Consider the following 19,165-nt stretch of genomic DNA (forward strand, 5'->3'; position numbering starts at 1 on the left):
TTGCCCACCCTACAAGTGCGTGAGAGCTTCGCGGGCGAGGGCGGAGGCCTCTTCGCTGTCCTCAAGCGCGCTGTCCGGCATGACCCAGTAGGGCATCGCCGTCTCGGCCTTGCCGGGGCGCTCGTAGGTCCAACGCTCCATCCCGAGCGCGTCCAGGCGGTCGATCATGTCGCCGCGGCCTTTCAGCATCAGACGGCCGTCGCGCATCATCACGGCAAAGATCGTGCCACTGGAATAGACACCTATCCCGCCGAACATCTTGCGGGTGCTGAGATCATTTACGCCCGAAAAGAGGTCGAGGACGTGTTCGATCTCGTCTTGCGTGACGGCCATGTCAGCCTGCGTTCTGTTCGGCTTGCAGCTCTTCGACGTCCTTGAACGAGATGCTTTCGCCGCAGCCGCAGGCGTCGGTCACGTTGGGGTTGTTGAATTTGAACCCCGACTCCAGCAGCGAGGTTTCGTAGTCGATTTCCGTGCCGAAGAGGAACATCTGCGCCATGGGCGCGATCATCACGCGCGCGCCGTCCTGTTCGACGGTTTCGTCGTTGGGGTCGGCCTCGTCCACGTATTCCATGGTGTATTCCATGCCTGCGCAACCGCCTTTTTTCACGCCGATGCGGAGGCCGGTATGGCCCTCCTTCTCCATCAGTTTGGAGATTTGCGCGGCGGCGCGGTCGGTGATCGAAACGGCTTGTTTGCCGGGGATGGAGAACATGGGAACCTCCGGGGTTATCCGACAGATAAGGTAGGGCTTTGGAGCGCCGCACGCAAGGGGCGCGGGCGTTTGAGAAAGCTGCTGAGTGCGTCGAGGGCGGCGCGGATGGCAGGGTCGTGTCGGGTGTCCTGGTGGCAGACGAGCCATTCCTCGGATGTGAGCGCGTCGACGATGTCGGACACGCGGATCAGGCCCGGAGCCGTGTCGGCGGCGAATGTGGGCAGGACGACGCGGCCCACGCCGCTTTGGGCGAGCGCCATGCGCACTTGCGGATCGTTGGAGACGGCGACCATGTCGTCGCCGTGATGGGCGATGGTCCATGCCTCTGACGGCAGGGTAGCGGTGTCGTCGCTGGGGCCAATCCAGCCTTTGACATCGTCTGACACGGCGTAAATGGCGTGTTCGACGTAGCCGGTGCGGCGGCCCGCCAGCCAGTCATGATCCGGGCGGCGGTTGCGAATGCCGATGTCGACCTCGCGCCGTTCGATGTCCATGTCGAGATTGCAGCTTACGAATTCAGGCGTCCAGCGGTCGCCGGTGCGCCAGTAGGTCGACAGGTTCCGCGCGAGATAGAGCATGGTCCAGGTGCCCGCCGAGATGCGCACGCGGGGCGGGCCCGACTGGGCGGCAGACCAGTGGGCGATGCCGCGGGCCGCCGCCTCCATTTTTTTGGCCTGTTCGAGCAGGGCGCGCCCTTCGGTCGTGGGGGTGTAGCCCGCAGCGCCGTGGGCGAAGAGCCTGCGGCCCGTGCGCTGTTCCAGCGCTGTCATGCGGCGCGAGAGCGTCGCCTGGCTGAGCCCGGTTTCGTGGGCGGCGCGGGCGAGCGATCCGTGCCGGGCCACGGCGGCGAAGAGCCCGTAATCTGTCCAGTCGGTGATTTGCATGATTGCAAGTCTAGGTGCGGAAGCGGGGTCTGACAATCGGTATCGGCCTGCGCCATATAGGGCTGAGAAGGAAAGGACACTCCATGCAACATCCTTACAAGTCTCTGGAAATGAACAGTGTTTACGCGCAAGAGCAGCGCATATTTGCAAAATTGCAAGCCGAAGAGCAGATCCGCAAGCGCAGGCAGCGCCGCCGTCGGGCGTTGATGTGGGTTTTGCGCCGCTTGTGAGCCGCACAACGAAAAAGGGCCGCCGGTAATTCGGCGGCCCTTGATCAGGCCTGTGGTGCGCGCGGGGATGGCGCGGGGGTACGGGGTTACAGGCCCATGCAGTTCGCGTAGTAGGTGACCGTGGCGGGCCAGTCGGAGAAGACGCCGACCACGCCCACATCCTGTGCCAGCACATCCAGCAACTCGTAATAGACACCATCATGGGTGGTCGCGTCCGCGATGGACTGGAAGTACCAGCCGCCGCCCGAACCCAGCGGGCCGGAGCGCTCGAGCGTCCAGGTGATGATGTTCAGACCGGCGGCCTTGGCTTCGTTGGCGTAGGCCGATGGGACGATTTGGCCGTTTTCCATAGTGACCAGCATCCAAAGCGGTGGGGCCACGTAGCGCACGCCGCGCTCATAGAGGCTGGCCATGCTGTCGGGGTAGGTCGCCGGGTCGTTGGCGTCGAAGCCGTCGATATTGTAGCTGTCGTCGAGATAGACGGCCTGCGCGCCGAAGTCGGGCTCGGCCTCGATCCAGTAGAGCACGTCCTCGAGGTTGAAGGATTGCAGCCAGACGTCCGAGGCGGGGATGCCTGCGGCCTTGTATTCATCGACCAGCTTTTGGGCGTAGTCCTGCTGCGAGAAGCCGTTATGGGGCATCTCGACCGAAGGGGACTTCAATTCGGGCGTGAACTTGGCGCCGAGGGAGGCGAAGAGTTCGATGGATTCTGCGTGCGTCATCAGCTGCGCGCCATCGGTGTAGAGGTCGGTGCGCCAGCCTGCGATCCCGCCCTGATATTCCTCTGCGGTGGTGGCGGAGGCGTCGGCGCTGTCCATCTTGGGCGTCAGCGTTTCAAACTCGGCCAGGGTCAGTTCGGATGTCCGGCACTCGGCCACGGCATCGGTGTCACCGCTGGCGGGCGAGAAGGGCGTGACGCAGGTGCTGGCCAGATCCGTCAGCAGGATGTTGGTCGTGGTGTGCAGGTCGTTCTGCGCGTGGCGGCAGACCAGTTCGTGATCTTCTGTAAAGGTCACGTCGCATTCCAGGATGCCTGCGCCCATGCGGGCTGCTGCCACGTTCGACTCCACGGTGTGTTCCGGGAACATCATCGGCGCGCCACGGTGGCCGATGGAAAAGTCGGACCTGGCCGGGGTCTGGCCCTCGCAGCTTTGCAGCTTGGACTTCAGCTCACCCTCGGGGAGCTTGTCGATCAGGTAGGCGGGGCGGGGGCCGTAGTCGATTGCGACAGGAGTGTGGGCTTCGGCCAGAAGTGCGGCAGGGGCCGACGCGAGCAGCAGGCAGGCAGCGGTGAAACGCATTGATATTTTCCTTGAAAGGGTCTTGACCCGCGCAGCATGCCGCGCCCGTGTGACGGTTTCTCAATGCGTTGATGATGGTTTTGTGACGACGCCAGAGGTGGGCGGATCAGGATCCGCCTTACGAGACTGCTGCAACGATAAAATGCCGCCCGGTAGAGGTGCGACAGCGGACCATGATCCGCCTTTCTTACATGAAGCCCAGTTCGAGGCGCGCCTCGTCTGACATCATTTCCATGCCCCAGGGCGGTTCCCATGTCAGTTCGACATCAACCTGCTTGACGCCGGGCAGGGGTTCGACCGCGTCGGCGACCCAGCCGGGCATTTCGCCCGCGACGGGGCAGCCGGGGGCGGTGAGTGACATGATCACCTTCACCTCGTTCTCGGGGGAGATGTCAATCGTGTAGATTAGGCCGAGTTCGTAGATATTCACCGGGATCTCGGGGTCATAGACCGTGCGGCACGCTTCGACGATCGCCTCGTGCAGCGGATGGTCGGTGGAGGAGGGCGCGATCAGCGGCGTGCCTTCCATCTGTTCTGTGGGTTGGTTCATGGTATCCCCGCACTGGTTCCTGACCGTTTATATAGGGAAAGGGGGGCGGAGGGTAAAGGGTTGGATGCCGACTGGACCGGGTCGGGAACCGTCCAGTCGGCGCTATGCCCCGGCACGCCTGCCGGGGGCGTGGTTACGCGTCTGCGGGGTCTGCGGGAACGAACGGGATCGACGAATGGTGCAGCACGATCTTGAGATCGCCGTCGTCCATTTGCTGGAGGCCGAAGCTGTATTCGACCTTGATCTCTGACCCATCGGTCGTGGTGAAGAAGTAGTTGCCCATCGCCATGGCTGTGTCGCCGCTGATCAGTGTGCCCTCGTTTTCCCAACGCACGTCGGTGTAGGGCGCGATGGCAAAGCCGCCGTCTTCCTCGATGCTGCCGCCGACGAAATAGGACAGCGCCTCGTCAAATGTGCCGCGGAACTGGTCTTCGCTTGCGAGGGTTGGTTTGAAGAGCACGTCCTCTTGGCCGTAGGCATAGAACGTCTCGATATGTGTGCGCGCGGCGGCTTCGTAGTCGCCGCCATCGGTGTGGATCTGGCCGATGTTGACGATCCCTTCGCCCCAGGCGGTTTTGAAGGCGGTCACCTTTTCGGGCGTCAGGGCGGTTTTGTCAGCGGATCCGGCAAGGCCTGCGGTTGCGGCGATGGCGAGCGCGGAGGTGAGGGTCAGTGTCTTCAGCATTGGGCTCTCCTTGGGTTGAGGGCGCCCGTTTTCGGGGCGCGATGACCTAGAGGTGGGCACCGGCGACCGATACTACCAATTGAAAGAAGTTCAGCCAGCCATAGCTTTTATGCATGGATCAACAAGCCTCCCGACGCCCCAGCCTGCGGCAGTTGCAGTATTTCGTGGCCGTGGCAGATCACGCCGCCTTTGGCCGTGCTGCGCGTGCCCTGGCTGTCAGCCAACCCAGCCTGTCCAAGCAGCTGGCCACCATGGAACATGCGTTGGGCGTGGTGTTGTTCGAGCGCACGTCACGCAAGGTCAGGCTGACGGCGGTGGGTGAACGCCTGCTGCCGCGGGCGCGCGAGATCTTGAAGGAGATGCAGGATTTCACTGCCATCGCGCGGGGGGCCAGTGGACCGTTCGGCGATAAACTTGCCATTGGTGTCCTGCCGTCCATTGGTGCCTATTTCATGCCCATCGCCAACCGTCGTCTGCACCAGCTGTACCCGCGCCTGCGTCTGGCTGTGCGCGAGGGGGCAACTGTGCAATTGCTTGATATGCTGCGGGAGGGGCGGCTCGACGCGGTGATCGGGTCGCCTGTGGCGGATCCGGATGTGTCCAGTGCGCCGCTCTTTTCCGAGACCTTGTGGGCGTGTGCTGCGGCGGACGATCCCTTGTCGGCCGCAGAGGGGCCGATCAAGCTGCCGGACTTGGCAGGCAAGCCGATGTTGTCCCTAAGTTCAGAATTTCAGCTGGCCACGATTGTGGCGGGGCTGGCCCGCGAGGCAGGCACCCATATCAGCCGGGACTATCAGGGCGGCAGTCTGGATGCTGTTCGTCAGATGGCGGTCATGGGCGCGGGGGTGGCCGTTTTGCCGTCGCTATACGCGTTGGCCGAGGCGGTGCGGGACCCGGAATTCGTGGTGCGGCGCATTGATCACGCAGACGCGCGCCACGACATCGCGCTTTTGTGGCGCAAGACCTCTCCGCTTGAAGATGATTGCCTGCGACTGGCGGCGCATCTTGTGGAGGTCAAGCGCGAGATCGTCACCGCACGGCCGGATCGGTTTCGATAGAGTGTTGGCTGCGGTAGCACTTGGCCCTTCGTCTTAACCAGTGTTGATTGAAACGCTGAAAAAATGGGCGCACCCGGTGTGGATGCGCCCGCCCTCCGTGAGTGTAGCAAAGGGTCGTCAGTACACCTTGACCTGTATCCCCGTGGCCAGGATGCTGTGCTTGCCGAACTGTTGGCGGGTAGAGAACCGGTAACCGGGTGCGCCCCTGACCGATGATCGAGATGCGGGGCGGCTCAAGGCGGTGGCGCAAGCGCCTGCCCTGATGATGTGATCCGGTCTTCCGAAGACGGTGTCGATGCTGTTGATCAGGACGTAGACCGTCTTGGACAGGGGTGTGCTGCCGGGGACCCCGCCTTTCGCCTTGGGCGGGCGTGTGACCGCAGCTGAAATGCGCTGTATGTGATTGTCCCATCTGTTGGACATGGTCACGCCTCCTGAAATGGTCTTCAAAAAAGTTTCGCGTCGGAACACAGGTTTAGCGTCGTGGCTTGCCCTTGCGTCAGCAAGCCCGGGAGCGTGAGGCTGGCGAAGCCTTGCCTGTGTGGCGGCGGGGCTTTGCCGAACTGTGCCTTTGTTGCGGGAAAATGGGTGGGCGCTTGGCATTTGATGCGCAAAGCGCCGCTGCAAAGATGGCAGTTGTGCCTGTTTATTGTGCAGACCGGGTGTTTGCCGGATCAGGTGGTCCGTGCGCAGGTGAGGCCAATGTGGATGTAATCGCGATGTGCACGCCGCCGCAATCTTGGCTGTCGCGCGACCTTTTTAACTCCAATTCGGTGGCTTTTGGTTGGTGTGGCAGGTTGGGTGGGATCCGCACCAGCGTCTGACAGCGTGTGGTTAACAGCGAAGGAACCGCGCCCAGTCGCCGACACCGGCGGGTTAAGATGAGGCGCAAACACTTGCCGTTTCACCCAATCCGCAACCGCATCGCAGGGGCTTGGCATTTGGGTGTCCGCGCGGCATGAGGGGCCATGAGTAGCTTTTCCTTTGATCTTCAAGCCACGGACGGCCGCGCGCGCACGGGCGTGATTTCGACCCCGCGGGGAGAGATCCGCACGCCCGCCTTCATGCCTGTCGGCACCGCTGCGACCGTCAAGGCGATGATGCCGGACAGCGTGCGCGCCACGGGCGCGGATGTCCTGCTGGGCAACACGTATCACCTGATGCTGCGCCCGACGGCGGAACGCATTGACCGCTTGGGCGGGTTGCATCGGTTCATGAACTGGGACCGGCCCATTCTGACCGACAGCGGCGGGTTTCAGGTGATGAGCCTGGCGGGTCTGCGCAAGCTGACCGAGGAGGGCGTGACTTTCAAATCCCACATTGACGGATCCAAACATGCGCTGACGCCTGAGCGGTCGATGGAGATCCAGCGCCTCTTGGGCTCGGACATCGTGATGTGTTTTGACGAGTGCCCCGCGCTGCCTGCCGACCGGGACCGTATTGCCGAGAGCATGCGCCTGTCGATGCGTTGGGCGCGGCGGTCGCGCGATGCCTTTGGTGACAGGCCGGGCCATGCGCTGTTTGGCATCCAGCAGGGCGGGCTTGAGCAGGATTTGCGGGAGGAGAGTGCCGAGGCGTTGAAGGAGATCGGGTTCGAAGGCTATGCCGTGGGTGGTCTGGCCGTGGGCGAGGGGCAGGAGGCGATGTTCAGTTGTCTGGATTATGCGCCCGAGCAGCTGCCCGGGGACAAGCCGCGCTACTTGATGGGCGTGGGCAAGCCCGATGATATCGTGGGTGCCGTTGCGCGCGGCATAGACATGATGGATTGCGTTCTGCCGTCGCGGTCGGGGCGCACGGGGCAGGTGTTCACCCGCCGCGGTGTTGTGAACATCAAGAACGCCCGCCATTCCGATGATCCGCGCCCCCTGGACGAGTATTGCACCTGTCCAGCCTGTTCCAACTATTCGCGGGCGTATCTGCATCATGTGTTCCGGGCGCAGGAAATGATCTCGGGAATGCTGCTGACCTGGCATAATCTGCATTACTATCAGGAAATTATGCAGGGGATGCGCGACGCGATCGCGGCAGACACCTTCGACACATGGCAAAAGGTGTTTCATGCAACCCGGGCGCAGGGGGATATAGACCCGCTATAGCACTGCGTCAGAGCGCAGGGTCTTGAAATATTTGAGCCCATTGGAATTGAGAGGTGCGTCATGATCTTGAAACGAGTGCTGTTAAAGCTGGGCGATGCGTTCGGGCGGCCCCGCGCCGAAGCGCCCTGGCTGGATATGTTGAAAAGCGGCGTGTTTCCTATGGGCCACGAAGAGGCGTTCAAGTATACGTCGGGCCAGATCCCGATCCCCAACGAAGTGTTGCGCCAAACGGCCAGCCGGCCTGACCTTGGTGGGTTTCACTTCATCGGTTAAAGCTGGTCCGTGGTTGTTTCACAGCTTTTGCAGGGCCTGCCGGGGTCGCGCTTCAACGTACTGGATGTCGGATGGCGTGTTGGAAAGACGGCGCGTTTCCTGACTCTTGATCCCCGGATCAACTATATCGGCTTCGACATCTTCAAACCGGCCATCGACTGGGCGAACGATGCCTTTTCGCCGGTTGTGGGCAAGCGGTTTTAGTTCATGCATGTCGAAGGCATTTCGAAATTCTACAACCCTAGCGGCACGACCCCCGTGACCGAGTACCAGTTTCCCGCTGACGATGAGACTGTTGATCTGGCGCTTTACGCGATCAAGGAGGTGCCGAGAGATCAGGCGGACGAACCGATGAGGGGCACGCGAGATGAGCCGAGACTTCTTTGTGCAATGCGAACGGGACGAAGGACTGGAGCTGTATGATCAGGGGCGCGATATCTGCGGCCAGCGCGCGGTCATTCTGCGCAAGGCCTGACTGCCGGGACGGCAGGTCAGGGTCAGGAATACCCCCATCGTGCGGTAGGTGTTGCGCTGCTATTGTCACTTCAGTCACGCACCCTGGGGGGGACCGCCATGCAATTTGCCGTGTTTTCGTTTGTCTGGTTTTCAGTATCTGCTTTGGCGGTCTTCACTCTGGTATGAGTGACGGGGTTGGTGCGCTTCGTGCGCGCCAGCCCTCGGTCCGGCCGAAGTCAGGCCGCAATCAGCGCCAGCGCCCATCCCGCCATGCCGATCTGTGCAAGTTGGATGACGACGCTCAGCCCATGCAGCATCTTGAACCTCCCGGCATTTCCCGCGTCGGTCGCCGCGTTGATCTGGAGCATCAGCATTTGGCGCGCATAGGCCGTGCTGAGTGCAATGCCGATCAGCAGCCAGGCGGCCAATGTGCTGACGGTGTAGGCGACCGCCCCCGTTACGGCAGCCGTGCCGATCACCCAGAGGTAATAGTGCGGGAATGTGTTGCGGATGCCGCGCCGCGCGTCGTCCGGGCCGTAAACGGCAAAGAGCACAGCGGCAAATCCGAAGGAAAACAGGGTCATCCCGCCAAAAAGCAGGGCAGCGAGCAGCAAGGCGAGCGTGGTCATGTGTCAAATCCTCCTGAGCGGTGGCACTTAGGCCGTCTGCCCATGGATCAAGCAGGTTTGATCCGCGCAGATTGCCGCATGATGTTTGCGCATACCCGCTATCTTGATGTTTTTTCGTGTCTGACCACGACAATTTGTGCCAAAAAACTGGGGACAGTTTGCCCGGCCCCATTGCACCCTTGCCCCACCCGCGTCAGGATGCACCTTGAAACCCATGGGCCGCGATCACAGATCAAGCAGTCCGACACACGGAGACAGCCATTGGTTGCCGCAAAGCGGGACTGCGCTGTCTTGCCAATGATAAGGAACTTTTGAGCATGCAAGAGCCACTCAACGCCTCTTACCCGGTGCTGCCGTTGCGCGATATCGTGGTCTTCCCCCACATGATCGTGCCGCTTTTTGTGGGCCGCGACAAATCTGTCCGTGCGCTGGAAGAGGTCATGGCCGACGACAAGCAGATCCTGCTGTCAAGCCAGGTCGACCCGTCCGAGGATGATCCCGAAGCCACCGGCATCTACAAGGCCGGCGTGCTGGCCAATGTGCTGCAACTGCTGAAGCTGCCCGATGGCACCGTGAAGGTGCTGGTCGAGGGGCAGGCGCGGGTGCGCATCACCGAATATCTGGACAACGACAATTTCTTTGAGGCGCGTGCCGAGTATCTGACCGAGATGCCGGGCGATATCGCCACGACCGAGGCGCTGTTGCGGTCCGTCGCCGACGAGTTCGAGCGCTATGCCAAGGTCAAGAAGAACATCCCCGAAGAGGCGCTGGCCGCCGTGGGGGAGACAACCGAGCCTGCGAAGCTGGCCGATCTGGTGGCCGGGCATCTGGGCATCGAAGTTGACCAGAAACAGGACCTGCTTGAGACGCTGGCGGTGAGCGAGCGACTTGAGAAGGTCTATGGCCTGATGCAGGGCGAGATGTCTGTCTTGCAGGTCGAAAAGAAGATCAAGACCCGCGTGAAGTCCCAGATGGAGCGGACGCAACGCGAATACTACCTCAACGAACAGATGAAGGCGATCCAGCAAGAGCTGGGCGACGGCGAGGACGGCAAGAACGAAGTTGCTGAACTTGAAGCGAAAATCGCCGAGACCAAGCTGTCGAAAGAGGCGCGCGAGAAGGCGGAAGCAGAGCTGAAAAAGCTCAAGAACATGTCGCCGATGAGCGCCGAAGCCACGGTTGTGCGCAACTATCTGGACTGGATGCTGTCGATCCCGTGGGGCGTGAAATCCCGCGTGAAGAAAGATCTTGGTCGCGCGCAGAAGGTGCTGGATGACGACCATTATGGCCTTGAGAAGGTCAAGGAGCGGATCGTCGAGTATCTGGCGGTGCAGCAGCGTTCGAAGAAGATGAAGGGCCCGATCATGTGTCTGGTTGGCCCTCCCGGTGTGGGCAAAACGTCGCTTGGGAAATCGGTTGCCAAGGCCACGGGACGTGAGTTTATCCGTATCTCGCTTGGCGGCGTGCGCGACGAAAGCGAAATTCGCGGGCACCGTCGAACCTATATCGGGTCCATGCCTGGCAAGATCATTCAGGCGCTGAAAAAGGCCAAGACGACGAACCCGCTGATCCTGCTGGATGAGATCGACAAGATGGGGCAGGATTTCCGCGGCGACCCGGCGTCGGCCATGCTTGAGGTGTTGGACCCGGAGCAGAATGGCACGTTTGTGGACCACTATCTGGAGGTGGAATACGACCTGTCGAATGTGATGTTCCTGACCACGTCGAACTCGTACAACATGCCGGGCCCACTTTTGGATCGGATGGAGATCATTCCGCTCGCGGGTTACACGGAAGATGAAAAGCGCGAGATTGCCAAGCAGCATCTCATTGCCAAGCAGGTCAAAAACCACGGTCTGAAGGGCAAGGAGTTCGAACTGCAGGACGATGCGCTGTCCGACATCATCCGGTACTACACCCGCGAGGCGGGCGTGCGGAATCTGGAGCGCGAGATTGCCAAGGTGGCGCGGAAATCGCTGACCAAGATCATCAAGAAAGAGGTTGAAGAGGTCGCTGTAACCTCAGAAAATCTCGACGATTTTCTTGGGGTTCGCAAGCATCGTTATGGTCTTGCGGAACAGGATGATCAGATTGGTGTCGTGACCGGATTGGCATGGACGTCGGTAGGTGGCGACCTGCTGCATATCGAGGCGCTGAAGCTGCCGGGCAAGGGTCGGATGAAGACCACCGGCAAGCTGGGTGATGTGATGAAGGAATCCATCGACGCGGCCAGTTCCTATGTCCGGTCGATCAGTCCGGAGATCGGGGTAAAGCCGCCGCTCTTTGACAAGACCGATATCCACGTGCACGTCCCCGATGGGGCGACGCCCAAAGACGGACCCAGCGCAGGTCTGGCCATGGTGACGTCCATCGTGTCGGTGCTGACCGGTATTCCGGTGCGCAAAGACATCGCGATGACGGGCGAGGTGAGCTTGCGTGGGAACGCGATGCCCATCGGTGGTCTGAAAGAGAAGCTGCTGGCGGCGCTGCGCGGCGGGATCAAGACCGTTCTCATTCCTGAAGAGAACGAGAAGGATCTGGCCGATATTCCTGACAACGTGAAAGAGGGGTTGGAGATCATTCCTGTCGAACACGTGAGAGAGGTGCTGAAGCGTGCACTGGTGTCGAAACCGGATGCCATCGAGTGGGACGAGGCGGCCGAGGAAGCAGCAGCTGCTGCAGCGGCGGCGGCGCGAGACACGGGCACCGGCGCCACGGCGCACTAAGCGATAGATCACTCACACAGAAAGGCGCGCAAGCCGGTGCTTGCGCGCCTTTTTTACGATCTGGTTGCAAAGGCAATGGGCGGTACCGTGTCAAAGCAGCACCAAATGGCGACTGAATTTCACGGTTGTGGAACCAGCAAGAGTTTCAAGTTAAGGTCAACGCCAAGCAGTCCAACGACATGAGGCCGAAAATGGCAACCCGCACCACGAAATCCACGACCAAGACGACAGGCACCAGCACGCGCAAGCCGCGTGCGACGTCGACGACAACCAAGACGGCGGCGAAATCCCCGACATCCACCACCAGAACGACAACCACGTCCAAAACGACGGTTGTTGTCGATGCGCCGACGCCGGTCGTGTCCGGGCCGATGATGCGCAAGAAGGAATTGGTCGAGGCGGTTGTCGCGCGCAGCGGTTTGAAGAAAAAAGACGTCAAACCGGCGGTCGAGGCGACCCTGGCGGTGCTGGGGGATGCATTGAAAGAGGGGCGCACGCTGAACCTGGAACCCATGGGCAAGGTCAAGATCAACCGCGAAAAGATGCTGGCATCAGGCCGCATGATGGTCGCGCGCATTCGCCAACGTGATCCACAGCCCCATGATGCAACAGAGGCGACGGACACCGCAGCGTCGCCAGACACCAGCGCGGAATAGTTTTTGGCGCAGCGCTCTTGCATGGTCCTGCGCCATTGGCTAAGACGCGCAAGCTTGGGTGATTAGCTCAGTGGTAGAGCGCTTCGTTCACATCGAAGATGTCAGGAGTTCGAATCTCTTATCACCCACCATTTACACCTGCCGTGCTGCATGACACCGGGCCGAGTTTTGTGAGCCTGACCGACGCGCGCCGCCTCTGGCGGCACTCTGGGTCAGGAGTTCAACTCTCTTATCACCCACCATCCAAAGCACACTGCGCAGTGTGCTTTGGTCGTTTCAGGGGACTTGATCTTGGCCTTTCAACCGATTTACGTGATGCGCCACGGAGAGACTGTCTGGAACGCCGAAGCGCGGTTTCAGGGCGCGCTTAACTCCCCTTTGACCAAGACGGGCCGGGCGCAGGCGCAGCAACTCGCCGATATTCTGGCGGGCCATGACCTAAGCGGGTTCGATGTGCGCGTCAGCCCACAGGGCCGCGCCTTTGAAACGGCGGCGATCGCGCTGGCACGGCAGGTGTTGGAACTGCATACTGATGCGCGCTTGCGCGAAATCGGCGTGGGGCTTTGGTCCGGTAAGTTGAGAAGCGAGGTCGCACCTGTCGGCGCCGCGCAGGACGACACGCCGGACGGCCCGCTTGCCCTTTATGAACATGCGCCGGAGGGCGAAGGCTTTGCAGCCCTGCGTGCCCGGTGCCAGGATTTCCTTGGCAGTCTTACGGCGCCTACTTTGTGCGTGACCCATGGGATCACGTCGCGCATGGTGCGTGCGGTTGCTTTGGGCCAGCCTTCGGCTAATTTGGGTGATCTGCCGGGGGGGCAGGGCATGGTTTATGTGGTCGAAGACGGGGTGCATCGGCGCCTGTGACATTGCACTTGCGAACCGGGTGCCCCTTGTCCTAAAAGCGCGTCGGACGGGTCGTTAGCTCAGTTGGTAGAGCGCTTCGTTTACACCGAAGATGTCGGGAGTTCGAGCCTCTCACGACCCACCATACACCTTACGTTCTGTTCGACGACAGCTGCCGTGACCTGTCTCGGAGGCTTGATGGCGCGTGCTGTATTTGAGGGTACTGGCCCTGGCCAATTGTTACTCGGACTGCGAACCTTTTTCGCGCTGCACCGGCCTGCGCCATTGTTGGCGCCGGCGTGGAAACTTCATCGGTCTGCGTGTATTGTTGTGATAAACAATGGCCCATTGGGGGATGGACATGGCACATGAAGCGCTGGAAGCCATTCGGGCCGAAACGGATACCAGTGCTCTATGGGCATTGATGCAGACCTATTTCCGCGACCGCGGCGTCACCAAGATCAGCTACCACCACTTTTCCGGCAATGTGCAGGCCGAACGTGCGGTCAATGTGAACGCATCCGGGTTTTCCGACGAATGGGTCTGTCACTACATTGACCAGAAGCTGTATGTCGTCGATCCCATCACGGAACTAGCCCAAAGCGTCACGAGCCCCTTCCGATGGTCGCACATCCGCGATCTGATGCGCCTGACGCCGGCGCAGATGCGCTATCTGAATGAGATGCGAGAGGCTGGTGTCGGTGACGGGATTGCCTTTCAGGTCTTTGGTCCCGGGCTACGCAACGGGTATGTCGGGCTTGGCGTCGATCGACCGCAGGATTTTCCAAGCGACGCGGGCGTGCTGGACTTTCAGGTTGTGGCACAGGCCGGGCACATCCGGTATTGCGAGCTTAATCCGCCGACACTGTCCCCCGGTGATCTGTCCCCGCGCGAGCGTCAGATCCTGCGCTGGATCGCGCGCGGCAAATCGAACAGCAGCATCGCCGATATTCTTCTGTTGTCCCCGCACACGGTCGACACGCTTGTGCGTCGCATCTTTGGCAAATTGGGCGTTTCCGACCGGACAACAGCCGCAATTCAGGGCGTGGGTGCGGGGTTGATCCTGCTGTGACCGAAGGGCGATGTCACGTAAGCGCGTGACATGACAGCGCTGTCCCATCTTGCATACACAACGCCCAGTATTTTAGTGCGGAGTGTTTGCCTGTGATACCCAGTCCCATCGCCCAGAACGCCATACTTGACGGTTATGTGCAGCAGCTGTTGCAGGAATTGGATGCGATGCCGCAGACGGATCGCAGTAGCGCGGCCCTCGCCATCACAGCAAGCCTGCTGGAATACGCGGCCTATGAGATGGCGCAGTCGGACGAGGCGCGGCAGGTTGCCCGCCTTATCCTGTTGGCCGCGGACATGGAAAGTACGGCACGGGATTTGCGTGGCACGCCAAAATCATCCGAGCCGCACTGACACGGCACAGCGCTGGCGCAGATCTGTTAAATGGCGCACAGGGCTGGTGACCGCATGGCGGTTGTGTGCAAGGTGACGCGACTTATCTTTGAGGCTGACACGCCCAAGGAGAAACAGGATGAGCTGGAACCCTGCGCTTGATCCGCACTGCCCAAAAGGTGACGCGGTTGACGCCATCGAAACCGTGATCGTGCCGCGTGCGCGTGATCTTGGCGGGTTTGAGGTCCGCCGCGCGCTGCCTGCGCCGCGCCGCCAGATGGTGGGCCCTTTCATCTTCTTCGACCAGATGGGTCCCGCCGAGTTCGTGACCGGCACCGGCATTGATGTGCGCCCGCACCCGCATATCGGGCTGGCCACCGTCACCTATCTGTACAGGGGCAAGATCCATCACCGCGACAGTCTGGGCACCGATCAGTGGATTGAACCCGGCGCCGTCAACTGGATGGTGGCAGGCCATGGCATCACCCATTCCGAACGCGCTGATGGCGAGGTTCGGCAGAAGCCGCATAGTCTGTTCGGTATCCAGACTTGGGTCGCACTGCCAAAGGATCACGAGGACAACCCGGCCGACTTTCAGCACGCGCCCAAGGACACGCTGCCCGTGTTGGAGGGCGAGGGGAAAGAGGTGCGCCTGATCCTTGGGGATGCCTGGGGGGAGCACGCGCCGGTGCAAACATTTTCCGAGATGTTCTATGCCGATGCCGTGCTTGAGGCGGGCGCGCGCATTCCGCTGCCCGACAACCACGAGGACCGCGGTGTCTATGTGGTGGACGGCTCGGTTACAGTTGCGGGTCAGGTCTATGACGCGGGTCAGATGATGGTGTTCCGGCCGGGCGATGCGATGTCTTTGACCGCGGGTGATCAGGGCGCGCGGTTGATGCTGCTGGGCGGGGCGACGCTGGAAGGGTCGCGTTACATCTGGTGGAACTTCGTGGCGTCCTCGCAGGACCGCATCGACGCAGCCAAGGAAGCGTGGCGCGCAGGCGACTGGGCCCATGGGCGGTTCCAACTGCCGCCCGGAGATGAGGATGAGTTCATCCCGCTGCCCGAGACATGACCCTGCGCTTGCGCCACGCGGTGCCAGAGGACGCACCCGCGCTGGCCGCCTTGCACGCGCGAAGCTGGCGAGCGTCCTACGCACCCTATGTTCCGGCCGAGGCCTTGGGCGCGCCGCTTGAGGCAAATATGTGTGCGCGGTGGGACGTGTGGCCCGCCGATCGTTTGATCTTGTTGGCAGAGGAGGAGGGCGACGTGCTGGGATTTGCCGCCGCGGAGCGGGGAGATGTCCCGTTGCTCGACAATCTGCATGTGGATCCTGATGCGCGCAGCGGTGGGATCGGGGCGCGTTTGCTGCGGATGATGGCGGCGTGCCTCGCGGAAGAGGGCGCATCGGCGTTGCGTTTGATCGTCATTGCCGACAACACGCGCGCCTATCAGTTTTATGTGCGCATGGGCGGGCATGAAGGGCCATCATTCGACGATACGCTGTTGGGTGCCACCTTGCGCATGGTGCCATTCCGCTGGTCGGGTGCCGCCTTTGACGCCCTGGCCGCAGATTTCGACGATCAAGCGGGAAAAGACGCTTGACGGGGCGGGGGGCTGATCATAAACCCGCCAAACGCAGCGGGCGGTTGTAGCTCAGTTGGTTAGAGTACCGGCCTGTCACGCCGGGGGTCGCGGGTTCGAGCCCCGTCAACCGCGCCACTGCTGCCCTCTGGTCCCGGAGAAACGGGCGCGCCGAAAGGCACATGCGCGGTTGTAGCTCAGTTGGTTAGAGTACCGGCCTGTCACGCCGGGGGTCGCGGGTTCGAGCCCCGTCAACCGCGCCACTTTTCCCCACATCGTTGGATGGTTTGTGTCGGAACGAGGGGCCAGCCCCTCGCGCTCCCCGCGGTTTAACTGGCGAAATGAAGTCGGATCAGTAGGTGTAGCCGAGCTGTGCTTCCAGATCGGTGTTGATCTGGCTGCGCAGGTGGTCCACATCCGCCGCGCGCCATGTGTCTGGTAGGGCCGGGCGATCGGGTACAGCCGCTTTGAATCTCGAGCCGAGCCGTTTGATGACAGGGCGGTAGTCCGGGCGCGGGGCCGTGGTGCCCAAAGCGCTGGTGAGGGCGGCAAGTGTTGCCTGGGGCTGTGCTTGCGCGTCTTCCATGCGGATCACGGTGCAGGTGCAATCGCGGTTGAGCAGGGACAGCATGGCTTGCAGCTTGGCCGTGCGCAAGGCGAACAGCGTGTCAAAGCGTGCGCCGGTCATGGGGTGACGGTCGTGTTGCAAAGGGGCGCCGATGCTGTGTTCGGCAATCAACCCTTCGAAATAGCGGGGGCGGTCGATGATCGTGTCCCAGGGTGCGCGGATGAAGTCCGAGAATGTCATGGCCTGCATCGCGGGCGTCGTGTGCCATGGTTTGGAGAACATCGACCGCGCCCATGTATCAGCGCGGCGGACCGAGATGATCACAGCCATGTCCGCAGGCACCGCCATCATGTGGGGAAAGCCGTGCTTCCATCCGAGCGCTTCGATCGGTTTTAACTCGGTGTTGCGGCCGAGCAGTCGTTTTACGAAATTGGTGCCTGACGACCGTTCGCCGATGACCTGGTAGCGCGTGATCGGTGTGCTGCCCGTGCGCACCACGTGCAGTCCGGTCTGAGCGAAATCTGGGGGCAGGGTCATGCGCGGCCTTTGCAGGAAATTAGCGATTCTCTTGTGAGGGTCCTTGCGGTAGGGTGCGCAAAAAGAACCCTTTTGGCAGGACCTTAGCAGATGCAGACAGTGGCCGCTGTGACGATGGTGCGCGATGACGCGTTTTTCCTAAAGGCGTGGCTGCGCCACTACGGTGAGATGTTCGGGCGCGAGAACTGCTATGTCGTCAACCATGGCCACGGGGCCGAGGTGGCAACACTGGCGGAGGGATGCAATGTGATTGGCATTCCGGGTGATCCGCACAAGAACTTCGACGTCAAGCGTTGGGGGCTTTTGAACAACCTAGTGGGCGGTTTACGGCGCTATTACCGCCACGTCATCGTCGGAGACGTGGATGAGTTGGTGGTGCGCGACCCGGAGGCTGGCGGCAGCTTGCTCGATCTTCTGGAGGGTGCGCCGGAGGGCCGCGTGCTCACGCCCCTGGGCCTTGAGGTCATTCACCGCATCGACATCGAACAGGACGAGATCACCGGCCAGATCATCGGCCCGCGCCGTCACGTGCGCCCGGCGCCGCATTATTCGAAACCCTGCATCATATCCGCCCCGGTCAAGATTGCGCGCGGGGGGCATTTTACGCAGGCCGACAAGCTGTTCACGCCGGATGAGTTGTATCTACTGCATCTGAAATTCTGTGATTTCGGGGCCTATGTCGGCGTTATGGATCACCGCAATGCCGTCACGGATGACCTGAATGCCTCGGTCAAGGAGGCGTCTATCGGGCGCCATTGGTTTGCAGCATCGCGGGGAGAGGACCGGGCTGTTTTTGACGATTTTGCGAAGTTGGAGATGGTGAACGGCTTCGATATGCGTCCGCTGCGCCGCAAGATGCAGCGCACCTTCAAGCCGCGGGGTGACACCGGATATTACCATTTCGACCGGCCCGACTATGGCACGCAATACATTCTGCCTGATCGGTTTGTCGGGGTGATCTGACGCGCATGGCGCAGGGTGTCTGCGCCTTACGATTGCGCCTTCAGGAATGTCGAGAGTGCGTGCGCCGTTTCGCAGGGATGTGTGTCCGGAAAGAAGTGGCCGCCCGGCAGCCCTTGCGCCTGCATCCTGCCGAGCCTGTCGGCCCACGTGGCCGGTACGTCATAGGCGCGGCCCATGATCCCATCTGATCCGTAAAGGACAAGCGCGGGGCAGGTGACGGTCCGGTCCAGATCGGCGGCGTCGAGGTCGAAGTCAACCGCGATGGCGGCGCGGTAGTCATTGCACATGGTGCGGATGCAGTCGGGATTGCGCCAGGATCTGCGGTAGGCGCTCAGGGCATCCACGTCGAACCCGCCCATGCCGCCGCCCCATCCGGCAAGGCAGCTTTCGAAGAAGGCGTCCGGGTCGTGGCCGATCATGGTTTCAGGCAGCGGCGCGGGTTGGGCGAGGAAAAACCAGTGATAATATGCCGTTGCGACCTGTTGTGAAAGCTGATTCAGCAGGTGGTGGGTGGGCACGATGTCCATCACCGTCAGCGACAGGATGGCTTCCGGCGCGTCGAGCGCCATGCGGTGTGCGGTGCGCCCACCCCTGTCGTGGCCCACGAGGTGGAATTGGTCGAAACCCAGATGTGTCATCAGCGCGCGTTGGTCGGTTGCCATGTGGCGAAAGCTCATGTCCTCTATCCGCGCAGGTTTGGTGCTGGCGCCGTAGCCGCGCAGGTCGGCCGTGATGACTGTGAAGTCTTCCGCCAAGGGGGGTGCTATGGCGTGCCACATGGCGCGGGTTTGCGGGAAACCGTGGAGCAGCAAGACGGGGGGGCCTTTGCCGGTCACATCGTAGGCTATGGTGATGCCGTCTTGGGTTGAAAATTCTGCCATAGTGTTGGTCCTGATTGCGGGCGGAGGCAGGGGGTCAGCCCCCTCGAGCTTGCGCCCTCCGGAGCTTTGGTCGTTCACGGCTCAAACGCTCTCCCAGAGCGTTTGCGAGACGCCGTTCACCCC

Annotated in this window: 22 protein-coding genes and 4 tRNA genes; 16 read left to right on the plus strand and 10 right to left on the minus strand. The window is 61.5% G+C overall.

Annotation, left to right across the window (positions count from 1 at the left end):
* Positions 1–9 precede the first annotated feature (9 nt).
* The 6 genes from BWR18_RS05625 to BWR18_RS05650 all read right to left on the minus strand — a co-directional run bounded on the left by BWR18_RS05625 (position 10) and on the right by BWR18_RS05650 (position 4,365).
* Complete coding sequence (locus tag BWR18_RS05625) at positions 10–333, minus strand: TfoX/Sxy family protein (RefSeq protein WP_076627087.1); 324 nt, start codon at positions 331–333, stop codon at positions 10–12.
* A 1-nt stretch (position 334) separates the two neighbouring features.
* The gene (locus BWR18_RS05630; RefSeq protein ID WP_076627088.1) at positions 335–715 is read right to left on the minus strand and encodes a HesB/IscA family protein; all 381 of its coding nucleotides are present in this window, start codon (positions 713–715) and stop codon (positions 335–337) included.
* Positions 716–729: 14 nt separating this feature from the next.
* The gene (locus BWR18_RS05635) at positions 730–1,599 is read right to left on the minus strand and encodes a LysR family transcriptional regulator (protein WP_172839359.1); all 870 of its coding nucleotides are present in this window, start codon (positions 1,597–1,599) and stop codon (positions 730–732) included.
* 316 nt (positions 1,600–1,915) lie between these two features.
* Positions 1,916–3,130 carry a glycerophosphodiester phosphodiesterase family protein gene (locus tag BWR18_RS05640; RefSeq protein WP_076627089.1) on the minus strand — a complete coding sequence of 405 codons (1,215 nt, stop codon included), beginning with the start codon at positions 3,128–3,130 and terminating at the stop codon, positions 1,916–1,918.
* A gap of 187 nt (positions 3,131–3,317) precedes the next feature.
* Entirely contained in the window at positions 3,318–3,680 is a 363-nt protein-coding gene (locus tag BWR18_RS05645) for an SUF system Fe-S cluster assembly protein (protein ID WP_076627090.1), read from the minus strand.
* Positions 3,681–3,813: 133 nt separating this feature from the next.
* Entirely contained in the window at positions 3,814–4,365 is a 552-nt protein-coding gene (locus tag BWR18_RS05650) for a phosphoribosyl-AMP cyclohydrolase (protein WP_076627091.1), read from the minus strand.
* Between the two features lie 113 nt (positions 4,366–4,478).
* Here BWR18_RS05650 and BWR18_RS05655 point away from each other — a divergent pair, with 113 nt between their 5' ends.
* Positions 4,479–5,423 carry a LysR family transcriptional regulator gene (locus tag BWR18_RS05655; protein WP_076627092.1) on the plus strand — a complete coding sequence of 315 codons (945 nt, stop codon included), beginning with the start codon at positions 4,479–4,481 and terminating at the stop codon, positions 5,421–5,423.
* A 117-nt stretch (positions 5,424–5,540) separates the two neighbouring features.
* On the opposite strand, the gene BWR18_RS05660 is transcribed toward BWR18_RS05655, so the two are convergent.
* Positions 5,541–5,846 (minus strand): hypothetical protein, encoded by a 306-nt coding sequence (locus tag BWR18_RS05660; RefSeq protein ID WP_076627093.1) that lies wholly within the window; start codon positions 5,844–5,846, stop codon positions 5,541–5,543.
* Between the two features lie 545 nt (positions 5,847–6,391).
* Between BWR18_RS05660 and tgt the strand changes: the two genes are divergently transcribed.
* From tgt to BWR18_RS05680, 3 genes are read left to right on the plus strand one after another with little or no spacing between them, the layout of a single operon-like run.
* A complete protein-coding gene (tgt, locus tag BWR18_RS05670) occupies positions 6,392–7,519 on the plus strand; it encodes a tRNA guanosine(34) transglycosylase Tgt (protein WP_076627095.1) in 1,128 nt (375 codons plus the stop codon).
* A gap of 60 nt (positions 7,520–7,579) precedes the next feature.
* A complete protein-coding gene (locus tag BWR18_RS05675; RefSeq protein WP_076627096.1) occupies positions 7,580–7,792 on the plus strand; it encodes a hypothetical protein in 213 nt (70 codons plus the stop codon).
* A gap of 9 nt (positions 7,793–7,801) precedes the next feature.
* Complete coding sequence (locus BWR18_RS05680) at positions 7,802–7,996, plus strand: hypothetical protein (protein ID WP_076627097.1); 195 nt, start codon at positions 7,802–7,804, stop codon at positions 7,994–7,996.
* 488 nt (positions 7,997–8,484) lie between these two features.
* Here BWR18_RS05680 and BWR18_RS05685 read toward each other — a convergent pair whose 3' ends face one another.
* On the minus strand, positions 8,485–8,877 hold the full coding sequence (locus tag BWR18_RS05685) for a DUF4149 domain-containing protein (RefSeq protein ID WP_076627098.1): 393 nt from the start codon (positions 8,875–8,877) through the stop codon (positions 8,485–8,487).
* A gap of 317 nt (positions 8,878–9,194) precedes the next feature.
* Here BWR18_RS05685 and lon point away from each other — a divergent pair, with 317 nt between their 5' ends.
* The 11 genes from lon to BWR18_RS05745 all read left to right on the plus strand — a co-directional run bounded on the left by lon (position 9,195) and on the right by BWR18_RS05745 (position 16,356).
* The gene (lon, locus tag BWR18_RS05690) at positions 9,195–11,603 is read left to right on the plus strand and encodes an endopeptidase La (protein WP_076627099.1); all 2,409 of its coding nucleotides are present in this window, start codon (positions 9,195–9,197) and stop codon (positions 11,601–11,603) included.
* Between the two features lie 191 nt (positions 11,604–11,794).
* Entirely contained in the window at positions 11,795–12,259 is a 465-nt protein-coding gene (locus BWR18_RS22030) for an HU family DNA-binding protein (protein WP_254684937.1), read from the plus strand.
* 56 nt (positions 12,260–12,315) lie between these two features.
* Positions 12,316–12,390 (plus strand) — tRNA-Val (locus tag BWR18_RS05705).
* Between the two features lie 160 nt (positions 12,391–12,550).
* On the plus strand, positions 12,551–13,123 hold the full coding sequence (locus tag BWR18_RS05710) for a histidine phosphatase family protein (RefSeq protein WP_076630148.1): 573 nt from the start codon (positions 12,551–12,553) through the stop codon (positions 13,121–13,123).
* A 48-nt stretch (positions 13,124–13,171) separates the two neighbouring features.
* A tRNA-Val gene (locus BWR18_RS05715) sits at positions 13,172–13,247 on the plus strand.
* 216 nt (positions 13,248–13,463) lie between these two features.
* Positions 13,464–14,174, plus strand: coding sequence for a helix-turn-helix transcriptional regulator (locus BWR18_RS05720; RefSeq protein WP_172839360.1), 711 nt, complete (start codon positions 13,464–13,466; stop codon positions 14,172–14,174).
* Between the two features lie 92 nt (positions 14,175–14,266).
* A complete protein-coding gene (locus tag BWR18_RS05725; RefSeq protein WP_076627103.1) occupies positions 14,267–14,527 on the plus strand; it encodes a hypothetical protein in 261 nt (86 codons plus the stop codon).
* 118 nt (positions 14,528–14,645) lie between these two features.
* On the plus strand, positions 14,646–15,584 hold the full coding sequence (locus BWR18_RS05730; RefSeq protein ID WP_076627104.1) for a pirin family protein: 939 nt from the start codon (positions 14,646–14,648) through the stop codon (positions 15,582–15,584).
* Positions 15,581–16,114 carry a GNAT family N-acetyltransferase gene (locus BWR18_RS05735; RefSeq protein ID WP_076627105.1) on the plus strand — a complete coding sequence of 178 codons (534 nt, stop codon included), beginning with the start codon at positions 15,581–15,583 and terminating at the stop codon, positions 16,112–16,114. Before BWR18_RS05730 ends, BWR18_RS05735 begins: the two co-directional genes overlap by 4 nt.
* Before the next feature lie 40 nt (positions 16,115–16,154).
* Positions 16,155–16,231, plus strand: a tRNA-Asp gene (locus tag BWR18_RS05740).
* A 48-nt stretch (positions 16,232–16,279) separates the two neighbouring features.
* Positions 16,280–16,356, plus strand: a tRNA-Asp gene (locus BWR18_RS05745).
* An 89-nt stretch (positions 16,357–16,445) separates the two neighbouring features.
* Here BWR18_RS05745 and BWR18_RS05750 read toward each other — a convergent pair.
* The gene (locus BWR18_RS05750; protein WP_076627106.1) at positions 16,446–17,198 is read right to left on the minus strand and encodes a hypothetical protein; all 753 of its coding nucleotides are present in this window, start codon (positions 17,196–17,198) and stop codon (positions 16,446–16,448) included.
* A gap of 90 nt (positions 17,199–17,288) precedes the next feature.
* On the opposite strand from BWR18_RS05750, the gene BWR18_RS05755 reads away from it, so the two are divergent.
* Positions 17,289–18,161, plus strand: a complete 873-nt coding sequence (locus BWR18_RS05755; RefSeq protein ID WP_076627107.1) for a glycosyltransferase family 2 protein — start codon at positions 17,289–17,291, stop codon at positions 18,159–18,161.
* A gap of 26 nt (positions 18,162–18,187) precedes the next feature.
* Here BWR18_RS05755 and BWR18_RS05760 read toward each other — a convergent pair whose 3' ends face one another.
* Positions 18,188–19,042 (minus strand): alpha/beta fold hydrolase, encoded by an 855-nt coding sequence (locus tag BWR18_RS05760; protein WP_076627108.1) that lies wholly within the window; start codon positions 19,040–19,042, stop codon positions 18,188–18,190.
* Positions 19,043–19,165 lie beyond the last annotated feature (123 nt).

The sequence above is a fragment of the Tateyamaria omphalii genome, from assembly GCF_001969365.1.
In the GTDB taxonomy this organism is placed as follows: Bacteria; Pseudomonadota; Alphaproteobacteria; order Rhodobacterales; family Rhodobacteraceae; genus Tateyamaria; species Tateyamaria omphalii_A.